Origin of the sequence: Vibrio sp. Vb1337 (assembly GCF_033338715.1) — a bacterium.
GTDB classification, from domain to species: Bacteria; Pseudomonadota; Gammaproteobacteria; order Enterobacterales; family Vibrionaceae; genus Vibrio; species Vibrio alginolyticus.
In genome coordinates, this window is the sequence record NZ_JAWOTD010000001.1 from 283005 (window position 1) to 301481 (window position 18477).

14 protein-coding genes are annotated in these 18477 nt (G+C 44.3%); 8 read left to right on the forward strand and 6 right to left on the reverse strand.

Annotated elements, in window-relative coordinates:
- Positions 1-31 precede the first annotated feature (31 nt).
- Together R7E42_RS01190 and R7E42_RS01195 are read right to left on the reverse strand one after the other, a co-directional pair.
- Positions 32-1996, reverse strand: coding sequence for an Hsp70 family protein (locus R7E42_RS01190; protein WP_253656894.1), 1965 nt, complete (start codon positions 1994-1996; stop codon positions 32-34).
- Entirely contained in the window at positions 1996-2628 is a 633-nt protein-coding gene (locus R7E42_RS01195) for a DUF2760 domain-containing protein (protein ID WP_017634945.1), read from the reverse strand. The genes R7E42_RS01190 and R7E42_RS01195 overlap by 1 nt, the downstream gene beginning before the upstream one ends.
- A gap of 291 nt (positions 2629-2919) precedes the next feature.
- Between R7E42_RS01195 and R7E42_RS01200 the strand changes: the two genes are divergently transcribed.
- Both R7E42_RS01200 and R7E42_RS01205 read left to right on the forward strand, forming a co-directional pair.
- Positions 2920-4461 carry a sensor domain-containing diguanylate cyclase gene (locus tag R7E42_RS01200; protein WP_005377686.1) on the forward strand — a complete coding sequence of 514 codons (1542 nt, stop codon included), beginning with the start codon at positions 2920-2922 and terminating at the stop codon, positions 4459-4461.
- 83 nt (positions 4462-4544) lie between these two features.
- Complete coding sequence (locus R7E42_RS01205; protein ID WP_005377684.1) at positions 4545-5075, forward strand: 3'-5' exonuclease; 531 nt, start codon at positions 4545-4547, stop codon at positions 5073-5075.
- A 241-nt stretch (positions 5076-5316) separates the two neighbouring features.
- Here the strand turns inward: R7E42_RS01205 and R7E42_RS01210 are convergent, their stop codons facing one another.
- The 3 genes from R7E42_RS01210 to R7E42_RS01220 all read right to left on the reverse strand — a co-directional run bounded on the left by R7E42_RS01210 (position 5317) and on the right by R7E42_RS01220 (position 8247).
- Positions 5317-5757, reverse strand: a complete 441-nt coding sequence (locus R7E42_RS01210; RefSeq protein WP_017820644.1) for a TerB family tellurite resistance protein — start codon at positions 5755-5757, stop codon at positions 5317-5319.
- Between the two features lie 189 nt (positions 5758-5946).
- On the reverse strand, positions 5947-7887 hold the full coding sequence (locus R7E42_RS01215) for an alkaline phosphatase D family protein (RefSeq protein ID WP_318070731.1): 1941 nt from the start codon (positions 7885-7887) through the stop codon (positions 5947-5949).
- Between the two features lie 9 nt (positions 7888-7896).
- Entirely contained in the window at positions 7897-8247 is a 351-nt protein-coding gene (locus R7E42_RS01220) for a hypothetical protein (protein ID WP_017634942.1), read from the reverse strand.
- A 235-nt stretch (positions 8248-8482) separates the two neighbouring features.
- Here R7E42_RS01220 and R7E42_RS01225 point away from each other — a divergent pair, with 235 nt between their 5' ends.
- Entirely contained in the window at positions 8483-9787 is a 1305-nt protein-coding gene (locus tag R7E42_RS01225; RefSeq protein ID WP_318070732.1) for a MipA/OmpV family protein, read from the forward strand.
- Positions 9788-9852: 65 nt separating this feature from the next.
- Entirely contained in the window at positions 9853-10239 is a 387-nt protein-coding gene (locus R7E42_RS01230) for a hypothetical protein (protein WP_318072271.1), read from the forward strand.
- A gap of 94 nt (positions 10240-10333) precedes the next feature.
- On the opposite strand, the gene R7E42_RS01235 is transcribed toward R7E42_RS01230, so the two are convergent.
- Complete coding sequence (locus tag R7E42_RS01235) at positions 10334-10918, reverse strand: FMN-dependent NADH-azoreductase (protein ID WP_005377667.1); 585 nt, start codon at positions 10916-10918, stop codon at positions 10334-10336.
- A gap of 185 nt (positions 10919-11103) precedes the next feature.
- Here R7E42_RS01235 and hrpA point away from each other — a divergent pair, with 185 nt between their 5' ends.
- The 4 genes from hrpA to R7E42_RS01255 all read left to right on the forward strand — a co-directional run bounded on the left by hrpA (position 11104) and on the right by R7E42_RS01255 (position 18410).
- Positions 11104-15090, forward strand: a complete 3987-nt coding sequence (gene hrpA / locus R7E42_RS01240; protein WP_171053514.1) for an ATP-dependent RNA helicase HrpA — start codon at positions 11104-11106, stop codon at positions 15088-15090.
- A 182-nt stretch (positions 15091-15272) separates the two neighbouring features.
- Positions 15273-15752, forward strand: a complete 480-nt coding sequence (locus R7E42_RS01245) for an outer membrane beta-barrel protein (RefSeq protein WP_021033871.1) — start codon at positions 15273-15275, stop codon at positions 15750-15752.
- A gap of 199 nt (positions 15753-15951) precedes the next feature.
- The gene (locus R7E42_RS01250; protein ID WP_005377661.1) at positions 15952-16467 is read left to right on the forward strand and encodes an outer membrane beta-barrel protein; all 516 of its coding nucleotides are present in this window, start codon (positions 15952-15954) and stop codon (positions 16465-16467) included.
- 362 nt (positions 16468-16829) lie between these two features.
- Positions 16830-18410 carry a BCCT family transporter gene (locus tag R7E42_RS01255; RefSeq protein WP_138939131.1) on the forward strand — a complete coding sequence of 527 codons (1581 nt, stop codon included), beginning with the start codon at positions 16830-16832 and terminating at the stop codon, positions 18408-18410.
- Positions 18411-18477 lie beyond the last annotated feature (67 nt).

The following is an 18477-nucleotide window of genomic DNA, read 5'->3' on the forward strand; positions in this document are numbered from 1 at the left end:
GGCACCCGATTGGATGCCGTTTGATTTCTATTTATTCTTCTTCGTTTGAGTTGCTTTTCGCGTCTTCGCGCACATCGAACTCAACATGCCATTTTTGACCGTTATCAGCGGCAATGGCTTCTAAGTAAAGCGTACCAAGTTCTGTGACGCGAGAGGCTAGGGTTACAGGAACCACTTCACCTTCACGGCGACCTTCAGATACAGGCAGAGTTACTTGGATTTCTGGAAGCTCTTCAAGCTCTTCTGGTGCCCAGTAGTCTAGGTGAGTACCTGCTAGGTCATCACGACGAACCGTTGAGCCGAAGAACTGGAAGTTAACTGGCTGACCGATGATCAAACCAAACTCTTGGCTTGGTACGTCAACGCTTGAACCTTCTTCCATACCAAATGGTGCAACACACAGTGCTTCCATTGGAGGCGCCATGCCCGGAATCGCAGGCATCGCACTCTCGATACCCACGTAGTACGCTGAAGCAATACCGCCACGGATACGAACACCTTGACCACGACGCACAGAGCCGTAGTAAGCCGCACCGCTAGCAACCGCAAGGTCTAGATCCACACCTGTTAGGCGTTTCGCCATTTCAGCATCTGCTTCTAGTAGCCATTCGTTGATCGTGTCTTCTAGACGAGTTGCTAGAAGTTTCGATTTCAGAACACCACCGTTGAATAGGATTGCTGTTGGCTTGATGAAGTCAGCTGACTGCGCTGCATCCGAACCTGGCATACCAGGCATGTTAGCGAATGGGTTGAAATCTTGAGCTGCTGCTTCTGCGCCATTTCCTGAAGTAGAAAGGGCATTAGCTTGCTTAGACAAGAACGCTGCAATGTGACGAGTAATGCCCGCATCTTGTGCGTAAGGCAGACCCATTTGCGTTAGTGCACCACGGCTACGTTGAACAGGGTGGTCCGTAATCGCAACTTGAGGGAAGAAGCCGTCAACCAGTGTTTGTTGTACTTCTTCTTGAGTCAGTTCTGTTTTTAGCGTTGCGCCAAGCAGTTTAGAACCACGGCTTGGTACCACGATTGGCACTGACTGAAGCTCGCTGTCGTTCAATAGCGCTTCTTTAGCGTCACGACATGCGTGCGTCATTGCCTGAACTTGCCATGGCTGTAGCTCTTTGCCTTCTTGCGCTAGCTTCATCTTCAAGCGGTACGCAAGTGCAAGGTCCATGTTGTCACCGCCAAGTAGGATGTGTTCACCTACCGCAATACGGTTCAGAGTTAGGTTGCCGTCGTCTTCAGTTACTTCAACCAAAGAAAGGTCGGTTGTACCACCACCGATATCGACCACAAGCACGATGTCGCCAACTTCAACTTCGTCGCGCCATTTGTCGTTGCTGTTATCGATCCAGTTGTAAAGTGCAGCTTGTGGCTCTTCTAGAAGTGTTAGGTGCACAAAACCAACGTTGCGTGCTGCTTCTGCAGTTAGATCGCGAGCAGCAGGATCAAAAGAAGCAGGAACCGTAATGGTTACGTCTTGATCGGCAAGGTTGTGATTTGGGTTCGCGTGATTCCAAGCGTCTTTTAGGTGCTCTAGGTAAAGCTCTGTCGCACGAAGAGGGGATACTTTTTCCACTTCTTCTGGGCTACCTGCTGGCAGGAAAGCATCACGACGGTTCACACCTGCGTGGCAAAGCCAAGATTTCGCACTTGCAACAAGACGAATTGGTGTTTTTGAACCTAGGTTACGTGCAATTGCACCAACTAGAGCTTTTGGCTCGCTCGACCACGGAAGAACGCGTGATTGCGGGTTCATTTCGTGTTCGTGTGGTTGGTAAAGGAAAGAGCCTAATTGGCTGCGAGTCTCTACCGTACCCGGCGCAGTCAACTGCGGGATAGGCATCACTTCAACGCGAGCGTCTTCGTCGTGAGTATCAACAAAAGACATCACACAGTGTGTTGTACCTAAGTCGATACCAACACTGAATTTAGGCGTCTGTTGAGTTTCAACAGACACTTCTTGAGAATGGTTTTCTTGGTTCATGTGTTCCATTACAGCTCAACCTCAGCTGGAGCGATCACAGATGCGTCGTAGTTCTCAGCCAGTTTAGGCAACGTCATTGATGTTGCCTTCCAACCTTTGTGAACTAGCGTGCCGTTAAATGGCGCGCTGCCTGTTACGTTGCCAGTTAGGCGGATTTCTTGTGGGTTGAAGCCTTCTTCAACCGTAATGCGAGTTTCTTCGTCTTCGTTACGAACGTGCGCTAGCGTCACGTAGTCGTTCAGTACTTTCTGACCACCAGTGTGGATTACGCGAGCGGCTGCGCCTACTTCTTCATCAGAGAATGACGTTAGGTCTTCTTTTAAGAAGTCAATCAGACGAGCTTCTTGTTGCATGATAGAAAGCAGCTGCATTGCAGAGTCCGTTGATGCTGTTGCAAGTTTTGATTCAACTTCTACAACACGCTCTACGACTTTCTCTACTTCTACTACTTTTTCTACTTCAACGATCTTCTCAACTGGTTTCTCAACCTCGACGATTTTCTCGACTGGTTTTTCTACCACTTTCTCGACCACTTTTGATTTGCGCGACACTGCAACTAGAAGAAGCAAAACGCTCGATGCGGTTAGGCCAGCGTGAAGCATATCGAACGTTTGAGGAATTAGGTTCAAATCAATGTTCATGACGTTTTTTCTCTTTCTATTGATTTATTGGTGCTCAGTATTGGCTCATATTTGTTCACTAAAACGATCGTCTTTGCGATCTTGCACCAAGTTTAGACATTAAAATGATGACGGATGGTAGCATATTCAAGGCTTAAGGCTGTAATAATTCGTGACTATACCGTACGAACAGCGTGAAAAATCGACGATCAGACTCCCCAATATAGGTTGTTGCTTGATGTTTGTGCGTTGCTAACGCAGTATTTCAATAGATCCCGAAGTTTAACTTACGGAAGTATCAAAAATTACGATATGACACAAAGCACCGCTCATAAGAGCTTTATAAAACGACATTCAGACTCTATTTTAGCTTTTTTGGCGACTTTATGTGTCACTGCTGGTGTAGTAGGTGCTGCTTATACAATGCAGCAACGGTATACACAGACGACGTTTGATACTTTAGCCGACCGACAAGCAGAATCACTTAAAGCAAACGTCGAGAATGATCTAAAGTTCATTGGTGCGGGCGCAAACTTTTTCCATTCGATTGAGCGAAGCTATTGGCCATCGTTTCCCATGTATGCGGAACAAGTGATTAATAGCTCGCGAAGTCTCATTGGACTTCAATGGATGCAAAAGGTCGAATTCGAAGATCTTGATGAACATATTTTAAAGACCCGTCAAAAATTTCCAAACTTCCAACCGTTTACCGTTCCTAAAGATGGTCCCAAAACCTACGGGTACATTTTTGAACACAATGAGCCAATTTTTATCGCGTCGGATATCTACCCAAGAACACCGGAAAACCTTTCTCTATTGGGTTTCTATTTTTCGCGCAAACGCTTCGATTTAATCTTGGATGATATTTCCGAAAATGGGCGAGCGAATGTCTCGGATAAAGTTCGCTTACTGCAAGATGGTTATGACAAGTCCATACCTAAGACTGGGTTGCTGGTGTTCCATCCAGTGTTCGACTTCGAGAACAAATATTTATTAGGAGTAGTGACCGGCGTTATCCGAAGTACGGTTTACTTTGAGGATTTGATTACGAAAACCGCGACGGAGCTCGATATGTCGGTGCGCGTAGAAGACTTGGGATTCGACGCAGCAGATGACCCTGTTCTCTTTCAAAGTGCTAGCTGGGATAACATTCGAGGAACCGTTATAAGCCGAACCATTCAACTGCCTAACCGTGAATGGCGTATTGACTTTAAGCTTTCTGACGCAGTCTCAGCTTGGGAGCGTTCTATTTTAGCGGGCACGACGCTAGCCGGATTGGTAATCGCCTTTTTGATCAGTTGGATTGTGAATTTACAGTCTCGAGAAAAAGAGCGCTTAGCGGTCATGTTGGAGCTCAAAACCGTTGAATTAAAAAGAATGGCAGAGCGAGACCCTCTAACTCAACTACTGAATCGCCGAGCATTCAACGATCATTTGCTTAATCAGATAAACAAAGGTGTTAACTTCGCCTTGGTTGGTTTTGATATCGACCACTTCAAAGTGATTAATGACAAACACGGCCATTTAGGTGGAGATGAAGCGTTACAACATGTTACTAAGCTGGTCAGTGCTAATTTAAAACCGGGAGATAAGTTTTACCGAGCTGGTGGTGACGAGTTTTGTATTATTTCTAAAGTCATTGATAGAGCAGTGCTAGAAGCTTACCTAGAAAAATTACGGAGTGTTGTGGCAAGTACGGCTTTTGATTATGGTGATGCGTCAATCATCTGTACGTTGAGTATCGGTGCGGTTATCCATAAAGAAGAAGATCCTGAGAGCTTGTATCACAAAATGGATAGTCAACTCTATTTGAGTAAAAAAAACGGCCGTAATAATGTGTCGATCGGCGATTAAATGGGCGCACAAATTCGAGTTTTACGCCGTGTTACGATAGAATCGCACGCTTTAAATTTTTATGTTAGGAACCAAGGCAAACTATGAACCATAACCGTATTGTATGCTTCGATTTAGAAATGTGTTGCTGGAACGAAAATGGCGTCGGCAGCACGGGTGAAATTATCGAAGTGGGGTTAGCTGAAATAGATTTGTCTAAAGGTGAGATAGTCAAGCGTGCTCAATACTACGTGAAACCAGAACACGATGAAGTGTCTCTGTTCTGCGCTGAGTTAACGGGCATCACACCACGTAAGATTGAAAAACAAGGACGCCCACTAGAAGAAGTGCTTAAATCCATGGTTAAGAACTTCGGTGGTCGCAACAAAATCTTTGCATCTTGGGGGCGAGATGACCTCATTCTTCTAGAAGAGTGTAAGCAAAAAGGTATTGAAGCACCGTTCACAGAGTTCATCAACTTAGCGACACTCTACCGTATTCAAAATCGTCTTAAAGATAAACGTATAGGCCATCGAGCCGCTCAAGAAGCAAAAGGAATAGACTGGGAAGGGCGTCAACACTCTGGCTATGTAGATGCATACAACTTAGCTAAGCTTGCTTTGACCATGTTTTAGTTATTCGAACCTAGCTAGCTTGTAATTAAATAATCATCCAACCATTGTTGTTTTGTCATGCAGTCTGTTTAGTGTGGAAAGAGCTAAACACATACCTTGACCAGTATTTTAATAACAATGTCGTTGGCTTATTGAAAAACGCGCAGAGTGCGCGTTTTTTTATGGCTACAGAAGCGATATCTGTTGTCATTCTAGGGGTAGCTTAGAGTTAGCCAGCGACTTATATACTCATCTCGTCACTTTACTGAGACTGTAACTTCGCTCGAATGAACTCGCTGTGATCAACATAGAGTAGCTCTGCTGTTTTACGGATCACCGCGTCTTCTAGCGGGTCAATTTCGCCGTCTGCGTAAGCGACTTCCCACATGCTTTTGATTAAGTTGTAACGAGTTTCTTGAGTCAGTTCTCTTAGTTGAGAGGTAAAGTCGTACAGCGAAGCGGAATCTTTTATTTTCTGTTGCGCTTGCTCTAACAAAGTATTTGATTCTTCTTCATTTAACGAAAGCAGTTTCATCAATAAAGAGCGCTTTGTTTCTTGTTCTCTATCATCGACACTATGGTCTGCGCCAGAAACTTCACAAAGCAAACACGCGATAGCCATGTTAGGGGAAAGTGTGTTGGTTTGGCTTAAATCAGAGCCATCAATGAGTTGTTTAAATAATGATGTGAGAGAATTAAACATAATGAACACCGAGCTATTGTTTATTTGGTTAACATGGTAATAAATACGGAAGATCTCAAGGTGCGATACCAAATTTAGCACGCCGTTGACATTTAAGAACGGCCACTTTCTCCCCAAAAAACCTAAACTCCTGAGTTAGTTCACGGTGACTTGCCTCTTGCAAAGGGCAAGTCATTTGGGGATAGATACTCAGCTTTCAGCACGTGTGGGTGGAAAATGAACTTCGTCACCATCACTCGTCAGAATACTAATTTGACTTGGTTTGCCTTCATCATCAAGGCGTAGCTCACCAATGGCACTATGGTTAACCAAGCGATAAAAGTTGTGTGTACTTGGTGCGCGTTTGTAAATCTTGAGTCGTTTACGTTTTGTGAACCAGTTTAAAGGTGAGCGAGGGCTGTATAGCAGTCTATCTAGGCCATCACAAATATTGAGCAGTTGTGTAGGGAACTGATTTTTAATTCCACTACAGGTGATTTGATAGATATTCGGACTGTTTTTTCGATAGCGGAGCTTAATATCGTATGCAAAAGAGTAGTGTACGTCGCCAGAGAGAATAACAAAGTTAGTTGGTGTCTTTGTGTGTGTGAAAATACTAATAAGAGTATTCGCACTTCCGGGGTGAGCCATCCAGTTTTCAGCATCAACCATCAATGGTTTACCAAGCATGGTCACCACACGTTGTAGTGCTTCGATAAATTTCACACCAAACATTGGCGCAGCAGAAACAATAACAACTTTGTCTTGGTGCACTAGCTCTTGGTGGAACTCAATCATCGCTTCCCAGTCCATTAAGCCAGAAGGTTTGTTCATTTTAGACTCAGAACGCCAGCGTCTGGTTCGTGTATCTAGCACGACAACTTTTGGTGTCGTAGGAATGGTGTAGTGCCAATTCTCAAAGCGATACAAATATTGAATAAATGCATCTTGGGTTTGCGAGGTTCGCTCATCGATAAAGCGTTGAGCGAGGCTCATAAATTCATCATTGAATTTTTCTGGCGCATTTCCCCAACCTTGGCAAAGCCAGTAAGCAATCAAGCTATTACCGATAATGCGTTTTGCAAACGTGTTGCTGTATGCGGCTTGTTCCCAGCCTATGGTGAGATTCCAATCGTCGGTGACATCGTGATCATCAAAAATCATATAGGTTGGAATGTGAGCGAGTAAGCGTTGAACCTTGTCCAGACCTGCGACGAATTTATCAATTTGTTTTTTTTCTTCGCGCCATTGCTGCTGCCATTTGGGTTCAAGAACTTCTCCGCCGACAGTAAATTCGTTTTCTAATAAACGATCCGTTCGAACAAGCTTCCACAAGGTCGGAGACCAAACCAATAAGTACATTGCAAAGCACTCAGCAAAGCTTATTAGGTGATTCTCACACTCTTTGGCGCTGAATATTGGTGTCCCTCGGTGTGGAAAAAACTTACTTAGTAAACTGTCATCACTCACATAATGAGGCAACAATTTATCTCGACCATAATAGCAAGCAGGGTGTTGGTAGAGGTCATTGGTATTTTTTATCGGAGCTTGATCGAATTCTTCGCCTGGCAAACCCAATAAAGCTATGACTTGCTCAATGGCATCGAGAGTGGGGCCTGCAACATGGTCTGCATAGATTTGATCACCACTCATGATGAGCATATCTGGTCTTTCTTCAATGGATTGAGACGCGATTTTATGATCCGCAGCGACCAATGTATCATCACTGAAGTGATGGGGATTACGGCAAGAGCCATGTAAGAGATAATCCGCTTTTTCACTAACGATGAACTCAATACCCAAGTTTGGCGTATTATCTCGCTCATAAGTTAGGTGAGGGAGCAGTTCCGTCACTAAGCCATATTGCGTTTTTATTTGATAGCGTAACGCTTGATGGGTTGGAAACTCGCCTTCTAATTTAAGTAAGCAACACCACGCATTGAGGCCGATTTGAAGCTGTTCTTTTTGTTCACTTAAAGGGGCTTGATAAAGGATGGAGGCATTTTCATCCGTAATTTGCACCATACCCTCCAAGCGTTGGGTGGTGACTAGCCAAATATTGATTTCAGTTGCGGTCACTTTACGTAGGATCGGACCTGCAACGACAAGAGGAAGTGAAGAAATTTCAGTCGTGTTCATCAATGCTGGCAAAACGGCTCCTTATGTGTCAGCTTCTTCTTCTAATATTTCGATAACTTGCGAGCTACTAAGTTCATGTCCCATAAGGAACAAACCAAGCATCGCATCGGCTTTTGACGCGTTATTACTGTCTTCATCCAAAATTTGCTGAAGCCGAGTTCTAATTAGGTCGATTTCGTGTTCGACGAAGCCACGCCCTTCTTCGTCACCTTGACCATCTTCTGGTGCATTATCAAAGTGCAAAAACAACATGTCACCATCGAGTTGAGTCCCTATCAACCTCTCTGGCAGCCATGCTTCTCCCATCACAATGTCTGGGTCTGTATCTGCGGGTAAATGATTCAAGGTAGAGATGAGTTCTGATGCTTTCACTTTTTACTTCATTATGTTTGATTTAGAACTAAGCTAGAGTTTAAGCGCTTGTTGTAATGGTAAAATATTCGCAAACAAGCTCACCTAGTCGTGCAATATTAATATGATCTTGGGACTCAAACTGTCACGAGGATGACAACATTTGCCATTGTAACGGCTATCATCAGCAGAACATAAGCTTTTAATGGCAAATCATTGATGTTTGCCTGCTTCTCAACCAACATTTTTCGAACTCATGAAGAGATTAATTCTAACAACACTCGTTTTACCTTTGGCTGCGGCAGTTTCTTCTGCGCATGGTGCAGAAGAACAAATGTGGGGGATTGCTACGATGTATCGCACAGCATCGATTCCGTTTTATACCGCCGATAATGACTCTACGGTGAGTACATTTGTACCAATGATGTTCTTTGAAAACGAACATGTGTATATCAATGGCATTGAAGGTGGCGCTTTTTTGTATAACGAGAGTGATTCCGACTGGCGTGCGAGCGCACTCATGCGATTGAGATTTGTCGATATTCCCATGTCACTACAAAATGCTAATGAAGGGGACAGAGTCGATTTCGGTGGGCAAGTGCGTTATAGCATTAACGACAATTGGCGCGCAGAAGTAGAGTTGATGACGGACGACGAACTCCAGTTTCACTCTAATTACCGCCTTGCTGCCAATTATGTATTTGGGGATTGGGAATTAGAGCCATCGATTACGATTCGATACAAAGACGCTGATTTCAATAGTGAATATTATTCCTTTAAGGATATTACTGGCGAGAGAATTGGAGCTGGGCTTGACACCAATCTTGGTATTAAAGCGCGTTACCATGTAACTTCAAATTTGTATTTATTGGGTGAGACGAGTGTTACTCGCTTAGATGATAACGCCTACAACAGTCAGCTTGTAGAAGATCGATATCAGGGAGAAGTGTTTGTCGGTTTTGGCTTTTTCAACGATAAAAGCAAAGCTCCGAAACCGACACTGAGCAATAAAGCATATCTACGTATTGCGCATGGTTGGGCGACGCCTTCGAACATCGGTGAAATATTTAGCTTTGAGAGAGAAAAAGACCCATACGACAATCAACTTACTTCATTGTTTTATGGGCATCCATTAACGGATGAGCTGTTTGGTTTTCCTCTTGATATTTATTTAACGCCAGGGTTGGTTCATCACTGGTCGTCCAGTGTTCAGTCTGCGAGCACAGAATACGTCATGGCGATTAAGGCTTATTATACGGTTAATTGGCCTACGACTTGGCGATTTGGTGTAGCGGAAGGTGTGTCATACATTGATAGCATTACCTATATTGAAGGCACAGAAATGGAAGACAAGGGTTATACACCAAGCAAGTTGCTCAACTACTTAGATTTCTCGTTTGATGTCAATGTAGGCGATCTCTTCAACCAAAAGAGCTGGAACAATATGTGGGTGGGCTATTCATTGCATCACCGCTCGGCGATTTTTGAAAGCGCTTCCCAGTTTGGGCGAATTAAAGGTGGGAGTAACTACAATACTATTTATTTCCAGTTCGAGTTTTAGCGCATCGCGAGATGCATATAAGTCGGATTTGCAACTGACTTATTTATCGCCCATTATGAGTAATGATGAATAATACTATGCTGCTTTCAACGAGAAATTTCGTATATCGTGCCAGAGTTAAGGCTGTTTGTGATGCATCTGATGAATCGGATGGCATGAGCACCATGAGTATCGACTCCTCATTCAATCTTCAAATTGAAGCGATAAATTGTACCAACGCTGAATTTGCCAAACGCTTTTTTGCCATTCACGGAGAAGGGCATTTGGAGGGAGATGAATGGTTGGTGTTGTACGTCAACTCTCTTGACGTTAAGGCGGGAGACAATATAGAAATCCGTAGCGATGTCGCGTTTAATGCGATGATCGAGAACATGATATGCGAAGCTGAGCGGTCTTTAGAAAAAGTCTACCTCGATGCAATACGTAACTTGGAGAAAGTGAATCGTTTTTGACGATGTAAGCGACCCTATAAATACGATCAAGGCATCTTGATCTAAAAAGGGATTGGCGCGAACCAATCCCTTTTGTATTCTGGTTTATTCTAACTTACGCCATTGTTGCAAGTTGGCTTTGCGCTTCTGAAATGCCTTTTGCAGCTGCATCTTCACCCATGTTTAGCGCTTCTGCGTAAACAAATTCCACATCAGTGATTCCTACAAAACCCAGTACAGTGCGTAGGTACGGCGTAACGTTGTCAGTTGGTGAATCTTTATGAATACCACCACGAGTCGTTACTACAATCGCCTTTTTACCTTCAATCAAACCTTGAACACCGTTTTCTGTGTATTTGAATGTCACGCCTGCACGAGCAATCAAATCAATCCAGTTTTTAAGCTGAGTCGGGATGGTGAAGTTGTACATTGGAGCGGCAATAACCAAAGTGTCTGCGGCCTTTACTTCTTCAATAAGGGTGTCAGACAAGTCGACTACCGCTTGCTGTTCTTGTGAAAGATCTTCCGTAGCGCGCAGTGCAGTCGCAACGGCGAAGTCCAAAACAGGTAGCGGGTTTGCAGCCAAATCACGAACAGTAAGCTTGTCTTGGTCTACATTTTTGATGAAGTCTTCAACCAATTTGTTTGATTGAGAGTAATCGCCAAGGATGCTTGATTTTAGAGCTAGTACACGAGACATAATGGTTATTCCTTAAATAAGTGCTTTCGACTATGGGAGCCATTATAAGCAACGTAAGTGAGTTCAAAAGCCTAGCGATTCGCTGAACATGTTCGAAAAAATTGAATGAGCTTTCGGTTATCTTGTTACAGATCTTGTGTGATACAATCCGCGCAGTTTTTGTAATGAAAAGAATAGGAAACGCTTTGACTTCGTCACAGCCCCCAAAAAAGAATCTAGCTGAAGAGCAAGCGACACCGTCAAATGGTGCGCAAAAAGCGACAGCGAAACAAGCTCAAACACCTCAGGCTCAAGTGAATAGTGCTGCATCTCTGCGTAAAGCGCTGAATCAGTGCATGATGCGCGACCGTTTCCGCTTGAGTAAACGTATTTCTGGTGCAAGCAAAATTAAGAAGGACGCAGCGCGTAATGCTGTGTTCGACGAAATCGCATTAGACATCGCAAAATCCATGATGGTTGCAGAGCAGCGCAGCAACTACAAACCAACGATTGAGTACCCAGAAATCCTGCCTGTAAGCCAAAAACGTGACGATATTGCGAAAGCGATCGAAGAAAACCAAGTGGTTATCGTCGCGGGTGAAACCGGTTCTGGTAAAACCACTCAGCTACCAAAAATCTGTGCTGAGCTTGGTCGCGGTAAATTTGGTCTGATTGGTCATACTCAGCCTCGTCGTCTTGCAGCGCGTTCGGTTGCTAACCGTATTGCCGAAGAGATGGAAACCAAGCTTGGTGAGTTTGTTGGTTACAAGGTTCGATTCAACGATCAGATCTCTGAAAATACCCAAATCAAATTGATGACGGACGGTATCTTGTTGGCTGAAATTCAGCATGACCGTTTCTTGAATCAATACGACACCATCATTATCGATGAAGCGCACGAGCGCAGCCTCAACATCGATTTCATCTTGGGTTACTTGAAAGAGTTGCTGCCACGTCGTCCTGATTTGAAAGTGATCATCACGTCGGCAACCATCGACCCAGAACGCTTCTCAAAACACTTCAACAATGCACCAATCATTGAAGTATCGGGTCGTACTTACCCGGTAGAAACACGTTACCGCCCACTAAGCGGTGATGACGACAATGATCGTGACCAGCTTGAAGGCATCTTCGAAGCGGTAGATGAACTGTGCGATGAAGGTTTAGGTGACATCCTGATTTTCATGAATGGTGAACGTGAAATCCGTGATACCGCAGATGCATTGTCCAAACGTAATCTGAAGAGCACGGAAATTGTGCCGCTTTACGCGCGTTTGTCGGCAGGTGAGCAGAATAAGATTTTCCAACCTCATACTGGTCGCCGAATTGTACTGGCAACCAACGTGGCAGAAACCTCGCTAACTGTTCCGGGTATTAAGTACGTTATCGACCCGGGTACGGCGCGTATCAGTCGATACAGTTACCGTACTAAGGTTCAGCGTCTTCCAATTGAGCCAGTTTCTCAGGCGAGTGCGAACCAGCGTAAAGGTCGTTGTGGTCGTGTGGAAGAGGGTATTTGTATTCGTCTGTACTCAGAGGAAGATTTTGAGTCACGCCCAGAGTTTACTGATCCTGAAATCCTGCGTACCAATCTAGCGTCGGTTATCTTGCAAATGACGGCACTTGGTTTGGGTGATATTCAAGCGTTTCCGTTTGTGGAAGCACCGGATAAACGTAACATCCAAGACGGCGTGCGTTTGCTGGAAGAGCTTGGTGCGATTAACTCTGAGGTAAAAGATCCGAAAAAACGCCTGACTTCCATTGGTCGCCAATTAGCGCGTTTGCCAATCGATCCGCGCTTGGCGCGTATGGTATTGGAAGCGCCAAAATATGGTGCGCTTAAAGAAGTGATGATCATCGCAGCTGCCTTGTCGATTCAAGATCCACGCGAACGTCCTTCAGACAAACAACAATCGTCAGACGATAAACATCGTCGCTTCTTCCATGAAGAGTCGGACTTCCTGACATTTGTGAATTTGTGGGAATACATCCAAAAGCAGCAAAAAGCCTTGTCTAGCAATCAGTTCCGCAAACAGTGTAAGCAAGACTATTTGAACTACTTGCGCGTTCGCGAGTGGCAAGATGTGTACTTCCAAATTCATCAGTCGATGCGTGAGATGGAATTCAAGCTTAACGACGAGCCCGCTTCTTACCATGGCGTACACAGTGCCATTTTGGTTGGTTTGCTGTCGCACATCGGCATGAAAGACCAAGAAAAGAATGAATATCAAGGCGCGCGTAATGCTCGTTTCCATATCTTCCCTGCATCAGGTCTATTCAAGAAACAGCCTAAGTGGATCATGTCTGCTGAGTTGGTGGAAACCTCAAAACTTTGGGGTCGTATCATCGCAAAGATTCAGCCAGAATGGATTGAGCCGTTAGCTAAACACCTTATTAAACGCAGTTACAGCGAACCACATTGGTCGAAGAAACGCGCTGCGGTGATGGCGCACGAAAAAGTGATGCTTTACGGCGTACCAATCGTACCGAAACGCTTGGTCAACTACGGCAGTATCGATTCGACCGTAAGTCGCGAAATCTTCATTCGTAGTGCATTGGTTGAGGGTGAATGGGAAACCAAACACGCGTTCTTTAAGCAAAACCGTAAGCTTCTGCAAGAAGTGGAAGAGCTTGAGCATAAATCTCGTCGTCGAGACATCTTAGTGGATGATGATGAGCTGTTTGATTTCTATGACCAACGCGTTGGCACCGAAGTGGTGTCTGGTAAGCATTTCGATACGTGGTGGAAAAAGGCATCTAAAGAAAATCCGGAACTGCTGAACTTTGAAAAAGAGATGCTGTTCAAGGGTGATGCTAGCCATGTGACCGATTTGGATTACCCGAACTTCTGGCATCAAAATGGTTTGAAGCTCAAATTGAGTTACCAATTTGAACCAGGCGATGATAGTGACGGTGTCACAGTGCATTTGCCGTTGCCGATTTTAAACCAAGTTGAACCAGCGGGCTTTGATTGGCAAATCCCTGGTTTGCGCCATGAGCTTGTGGTTAGCTTGATTAAATCGTTGCCAAAGACAATTCGTAAGAACTTTGTACCTGCGCCGAACTATGCCGATGCATTCTTAGCACGCGTCACGCCAATGGAAGCGCCGCTGCTAGATTCATTAGAGAAAGAGTTGCGACGCATGACGGGCGTAGAGGTACTGCGTGAAGACTGGAACTTGGAACAAGTACCTGAGCACTTGAAAGTCACGTTTCGTGCGGTTGATCACCGAAATCGTAAACTGAAGGAAAACAAAGACCTTCATGAACTGAAAGAAAGTTTGAAAGACAAAGTTCAAGAAACGCTTTCCAAAGTTGCGGATGACGATATCGAACAGCAAGGTCTGCATACGTGGAGTTTTGGAGAATTGCCGAAAGTGTATCAACAAAAACGTGGCGGCTACGATGTAAAAGCGTATCCGGCGCTTGTTGATACCAAAGACAGCGTTGAAATCAAACTCTACGAAACAGAGTACGAGCAGATAACGGCAATGCGTGCTGGTCAGCGTCGCCTAATTTTATTGAACGTACCGTCGCCAATTAAATATTTGCACGCCAACTTACCGAACAAATCGAAGCTGGGTCTGTACTTTAATCCATACGGCAAAGTGCTTGATCTGATAGATGACTGCATTGCCTGTGGTGTCGATAAGCTTATTGAAGATCAGGGTGGTTTAGTTTGGGAGCCAGAGAAGTTCGAAGCGTTGAAAGAACACGTTCGTGCTGAATTGGGTGACACCGTTGTAGAGATTGCTCAACAGGTTGAGACTATTCTGACCACGGCGTTTAGCATCAATAAGAAGCTAAAAGGCAAGATCGACTTCACAATGGCGTTTGCTCTGTCCGATATCAAAGCACAAATTGAAGGCTTGATCTTCAAAGGCTTTGCAACGGAATGTGGCTGGAAACGCTTGCCGGATATTCTTCGCTACATGCGTGCGATAGAGCGCCGTATGGAGAAGTTGCCTATCGATCCAAACAAAGATCGTTTACATATGCTGAAGATTGAATCTGTGACTCAAGACTATAAAGAGTTGCTGAACAAGATCCCGAAAGGTGTGGCCATTCCTGAAAATGTAAAAGAAGTGCGTTGGATGATTGAAGAACTTCGCGTGAGTTACTTTGCTCAACAATTAGGCACTCCTTATCCTGTTTCTGATAAACGAGTCAAAAACGCGATTGATGCTTGCTAATCAACCAGTAAAATAGTGTCAGATTTGTAATTATCGCTTAAGAAGTTGCTGGTACACTAATTGCTAGTAACTCAATAAGCATTATTTTTTAGTTCTGGGAGGCAATAGTTCGCCTCCCTTTATTTGTAGTACCAACGACTGAGTTATGCAGACGTGGGAATAATAAAGAGTAAAGGTAGATGATGAAAAAAACTCTATTAGCAGTGGCGCTACTTGGCGCATCTTCTGCGGCAATGGCGGATTCTTGGATTTACGGTGGTGCAACAGTAGGTCAGTCTGACTACAAAGGTGAGACGGACACATCATACTCTGTTCACGTTGGTACAGGCATTCTACCTATCATTGGTGTTGAAGCTGGTGTAACACAACACGGTGAGTTCAACGTAAATGGTCAAGACACTAAGCTAACTTCTTACTACGCAGCACTTAAGCCAAGCATCGACTTCGGTCCGCTACACGTGTACGCAAAAGGTGGTTTCCATCAGTGGGACAAAAAAGTGAAAGGCGGCAAAGACGATGACGATTTGGACCTAATGTACGGTGTGGGTGCTGAGTACTTCATTTTTGGCCCGATGTCTGTTGGTGCTAGCTACATGAACTACACTGCTGGTAAAGACGATATCAGCACGTTCTCTGTTAACGCAACACTACATTTCCTATAAGCGTCAAGCTTTCTAACACCATATGAAACACACCGGCTTTATGTCGGTGTTTTTTTGTCTGGAAGTCACAAAACAAAAGTTGAACATAAATTATTCACTTTTAGAGTCTTAAAATGCCTATGCTTTCCAATATATAGTGGCGATTAAATGCGCATATTTGCGTAATGTTTCGCTTAGGAATCGATCAGGAAGGGATAGTATGAAAAAAACACTCTCGTTATTCGCTCTAACGTTGTGCTCAACGTCAGCAATGGCTGACTCTTGGATTTACGCTGGTGGCCAAATTGGTCAGTCCGATATCGACAGCGAAAATGATACAACCTACGGTATTCATGTCGGTACTGGTATTTTGCCGTTCATTGGCATTGAAGCAGGCTACTTTAATCACGGCAAAGTGGATTTATCTTTGAGTGGCAGCAGGGGTAGTGCTGATTTTGATTCATTCTATTTAGCGGCGAAACCTAGTATCGACTTCGGCCCGTTACACGTTTACGCAAAAGGCGGCATCAATGCATTCAACGTTGATTATGACGGCGGACTGAGAAACTTAGACAAAGATGATGGCGTCTCTTACATGTATGGTGTTGGTGCCGAATACTTCTTGCTTGACAATGTGTCTGTGGGCGCGAGTTATCAAGCGTTTGGCGTGGATATTGAAGGCGATAGCGATACCGTTAGCAGCGTAACAGGGAACATCACCTTCCATTTCTTATAACGCTCGCTGGATGAAAGGTTTGCTGATTTGGTTTCGTCGTTAATTGTGAAACCAAATCAGCGCAGGTCTTCTCTATTTGCGCAGTGACTGGCTATGAACTTAAGTATTTCTTGTGTCTTTTCTAGTCTACAACCTACGACAAAATCAATCGTTAGACCTCATAATTTTTGTGTTGATATTATTTCCCCTTCATCTGTCTCGAATTGAGCCTAAAATGCAATAAACCACGACTTTTTGCAAAAATATGTGATTGCTGCTAAAATTCGTCCCGCTTTAAAACTTTAGAGTTCAAATTAATGGAGGGCGGTATTGGAGTTCTTCTCACCTGAGGGGCGTTTCAAATTCACGTTAAATTTGTATTTATGGATAATGCATTTAAAAAATATAGTATTGATACAACCGATTATCAGGTTGGACAGGATAACGTTCAAAAGTGGGGATTCGATATACATAACCCGGTTTTTGGCATTAGTGCGGGGCTCGTTGTTTTCTGTCTGATTTCACTTCTTCTTGTTGAGCCAACCACTGCTCGAGACGTATTAAACGGTCTAAAAAACGGAATTATCGAACAGTTTGATGCGTTCTTTATGTGGTCGACAAACTTCTTCTTATTGTTCGCCGTTGCTCTTCTTTTTTCTCCGCTAGGTAAAATCCGCTTAGGAGGCAAAGAAGCAACGCCGGATCACTCAACCGTTTCTTGGTTGTCGATGCTTTTCGCCGCGGGTATGGGTATTGGTCTTCTGTTCTGGAGTGTGGCTGAGCCGACCGCGTATTTCACTGATTGGTGGGGAATGCCACTTAACGCAGTACCATACACCGAAGAAGCAAAATCCCTCGCGATGGGTGCCACTATGTTCCACTGGGGTGTACATGGTTGGAGTATTTACGCACTCGTTGCACTAGCATTAGCGTTTTTTGCCTTTAACAAAGGTTTACCACTTTCATTGCGCGCGGCGTTCTATCCAATTTTTGGTGACCGTGCATGGGGCTGGTTAGGTCACGTTATTGATATCCTTGCCGTTTTGTCGACGCTATTTGGTCTTGCAACGTCGCTAGGTCTGGGTGCTCAGCAGGCGACCAGTGGTATTAATCATGTCTTTGGTCTAGAAGGCGGCATTGGTACACAAATGATTGTGATCACCTTCGTTACCTTTATCGCGGTGCTATCAGTGATTCGTGGTATTGATGGTGGTGTTAAGCTACTGAGTAACGTCAATATGGTGGTTGCGTTTGCGCTGCTTATTTTCATTACCTTCATCACGTTTGATACGGCGTGGAGCTCGCTACGCGACACAACAATGGCTTACATTGAAAATATTATTCCATTGAGTAACCCTCACGGTCGTGAAGATGAAACTTGGATGCACGGCTGGACGGTATTCTACTGGGCTTGGTGGGTATCTTGGTCACCGTTTGTTGGTATGTTTATCGCGCGTGTGTCTAAAGGTCGTACGGTTCGAGAATTCTTATTCGCAGTCATCGTTATTCCTACAGTTGTTACTTTGATTTGGATGTCTGTGTTTGGTGGTATCGCGCTTGACCAAGTGGTGAATAAAGTTGGTGAGCTAGGTGCAAATGGCCTAACTGATATTTCATTGACTCTGTTCCATGTTTACGATGCGCTTCCGTATAGCTCAGTGATTTCAATGCTTTCTATCGTGCTGATTCTGGTATTCTTTATTACATCGTCAGACTCTGGCTCGCTGGTTATCGATAGTATTACCGCCGGTGGTAAGATTGATGCACCAGTACCGCAACGCATTTTCTGGGCGTGTATTGAAGGTGCAATTGCAGCCGTAATGCTTTGGGTTGGTGGTAAAGAAGCCCTGCAAGCATTGCAATCAGGTGTTGTTGCAACAGGATTACCGTTTACTTTTGTTCTGCTGTTGATGTGCGTAAGTTTGGTGAAAGGGTTAAGAACAGAACTGCCAGTTTACAAATAAATACAACACGATCCATGATTGAGTTTAAATGCCGAGCCTAATGTGCTCGGCATTTTTTATTTCTACT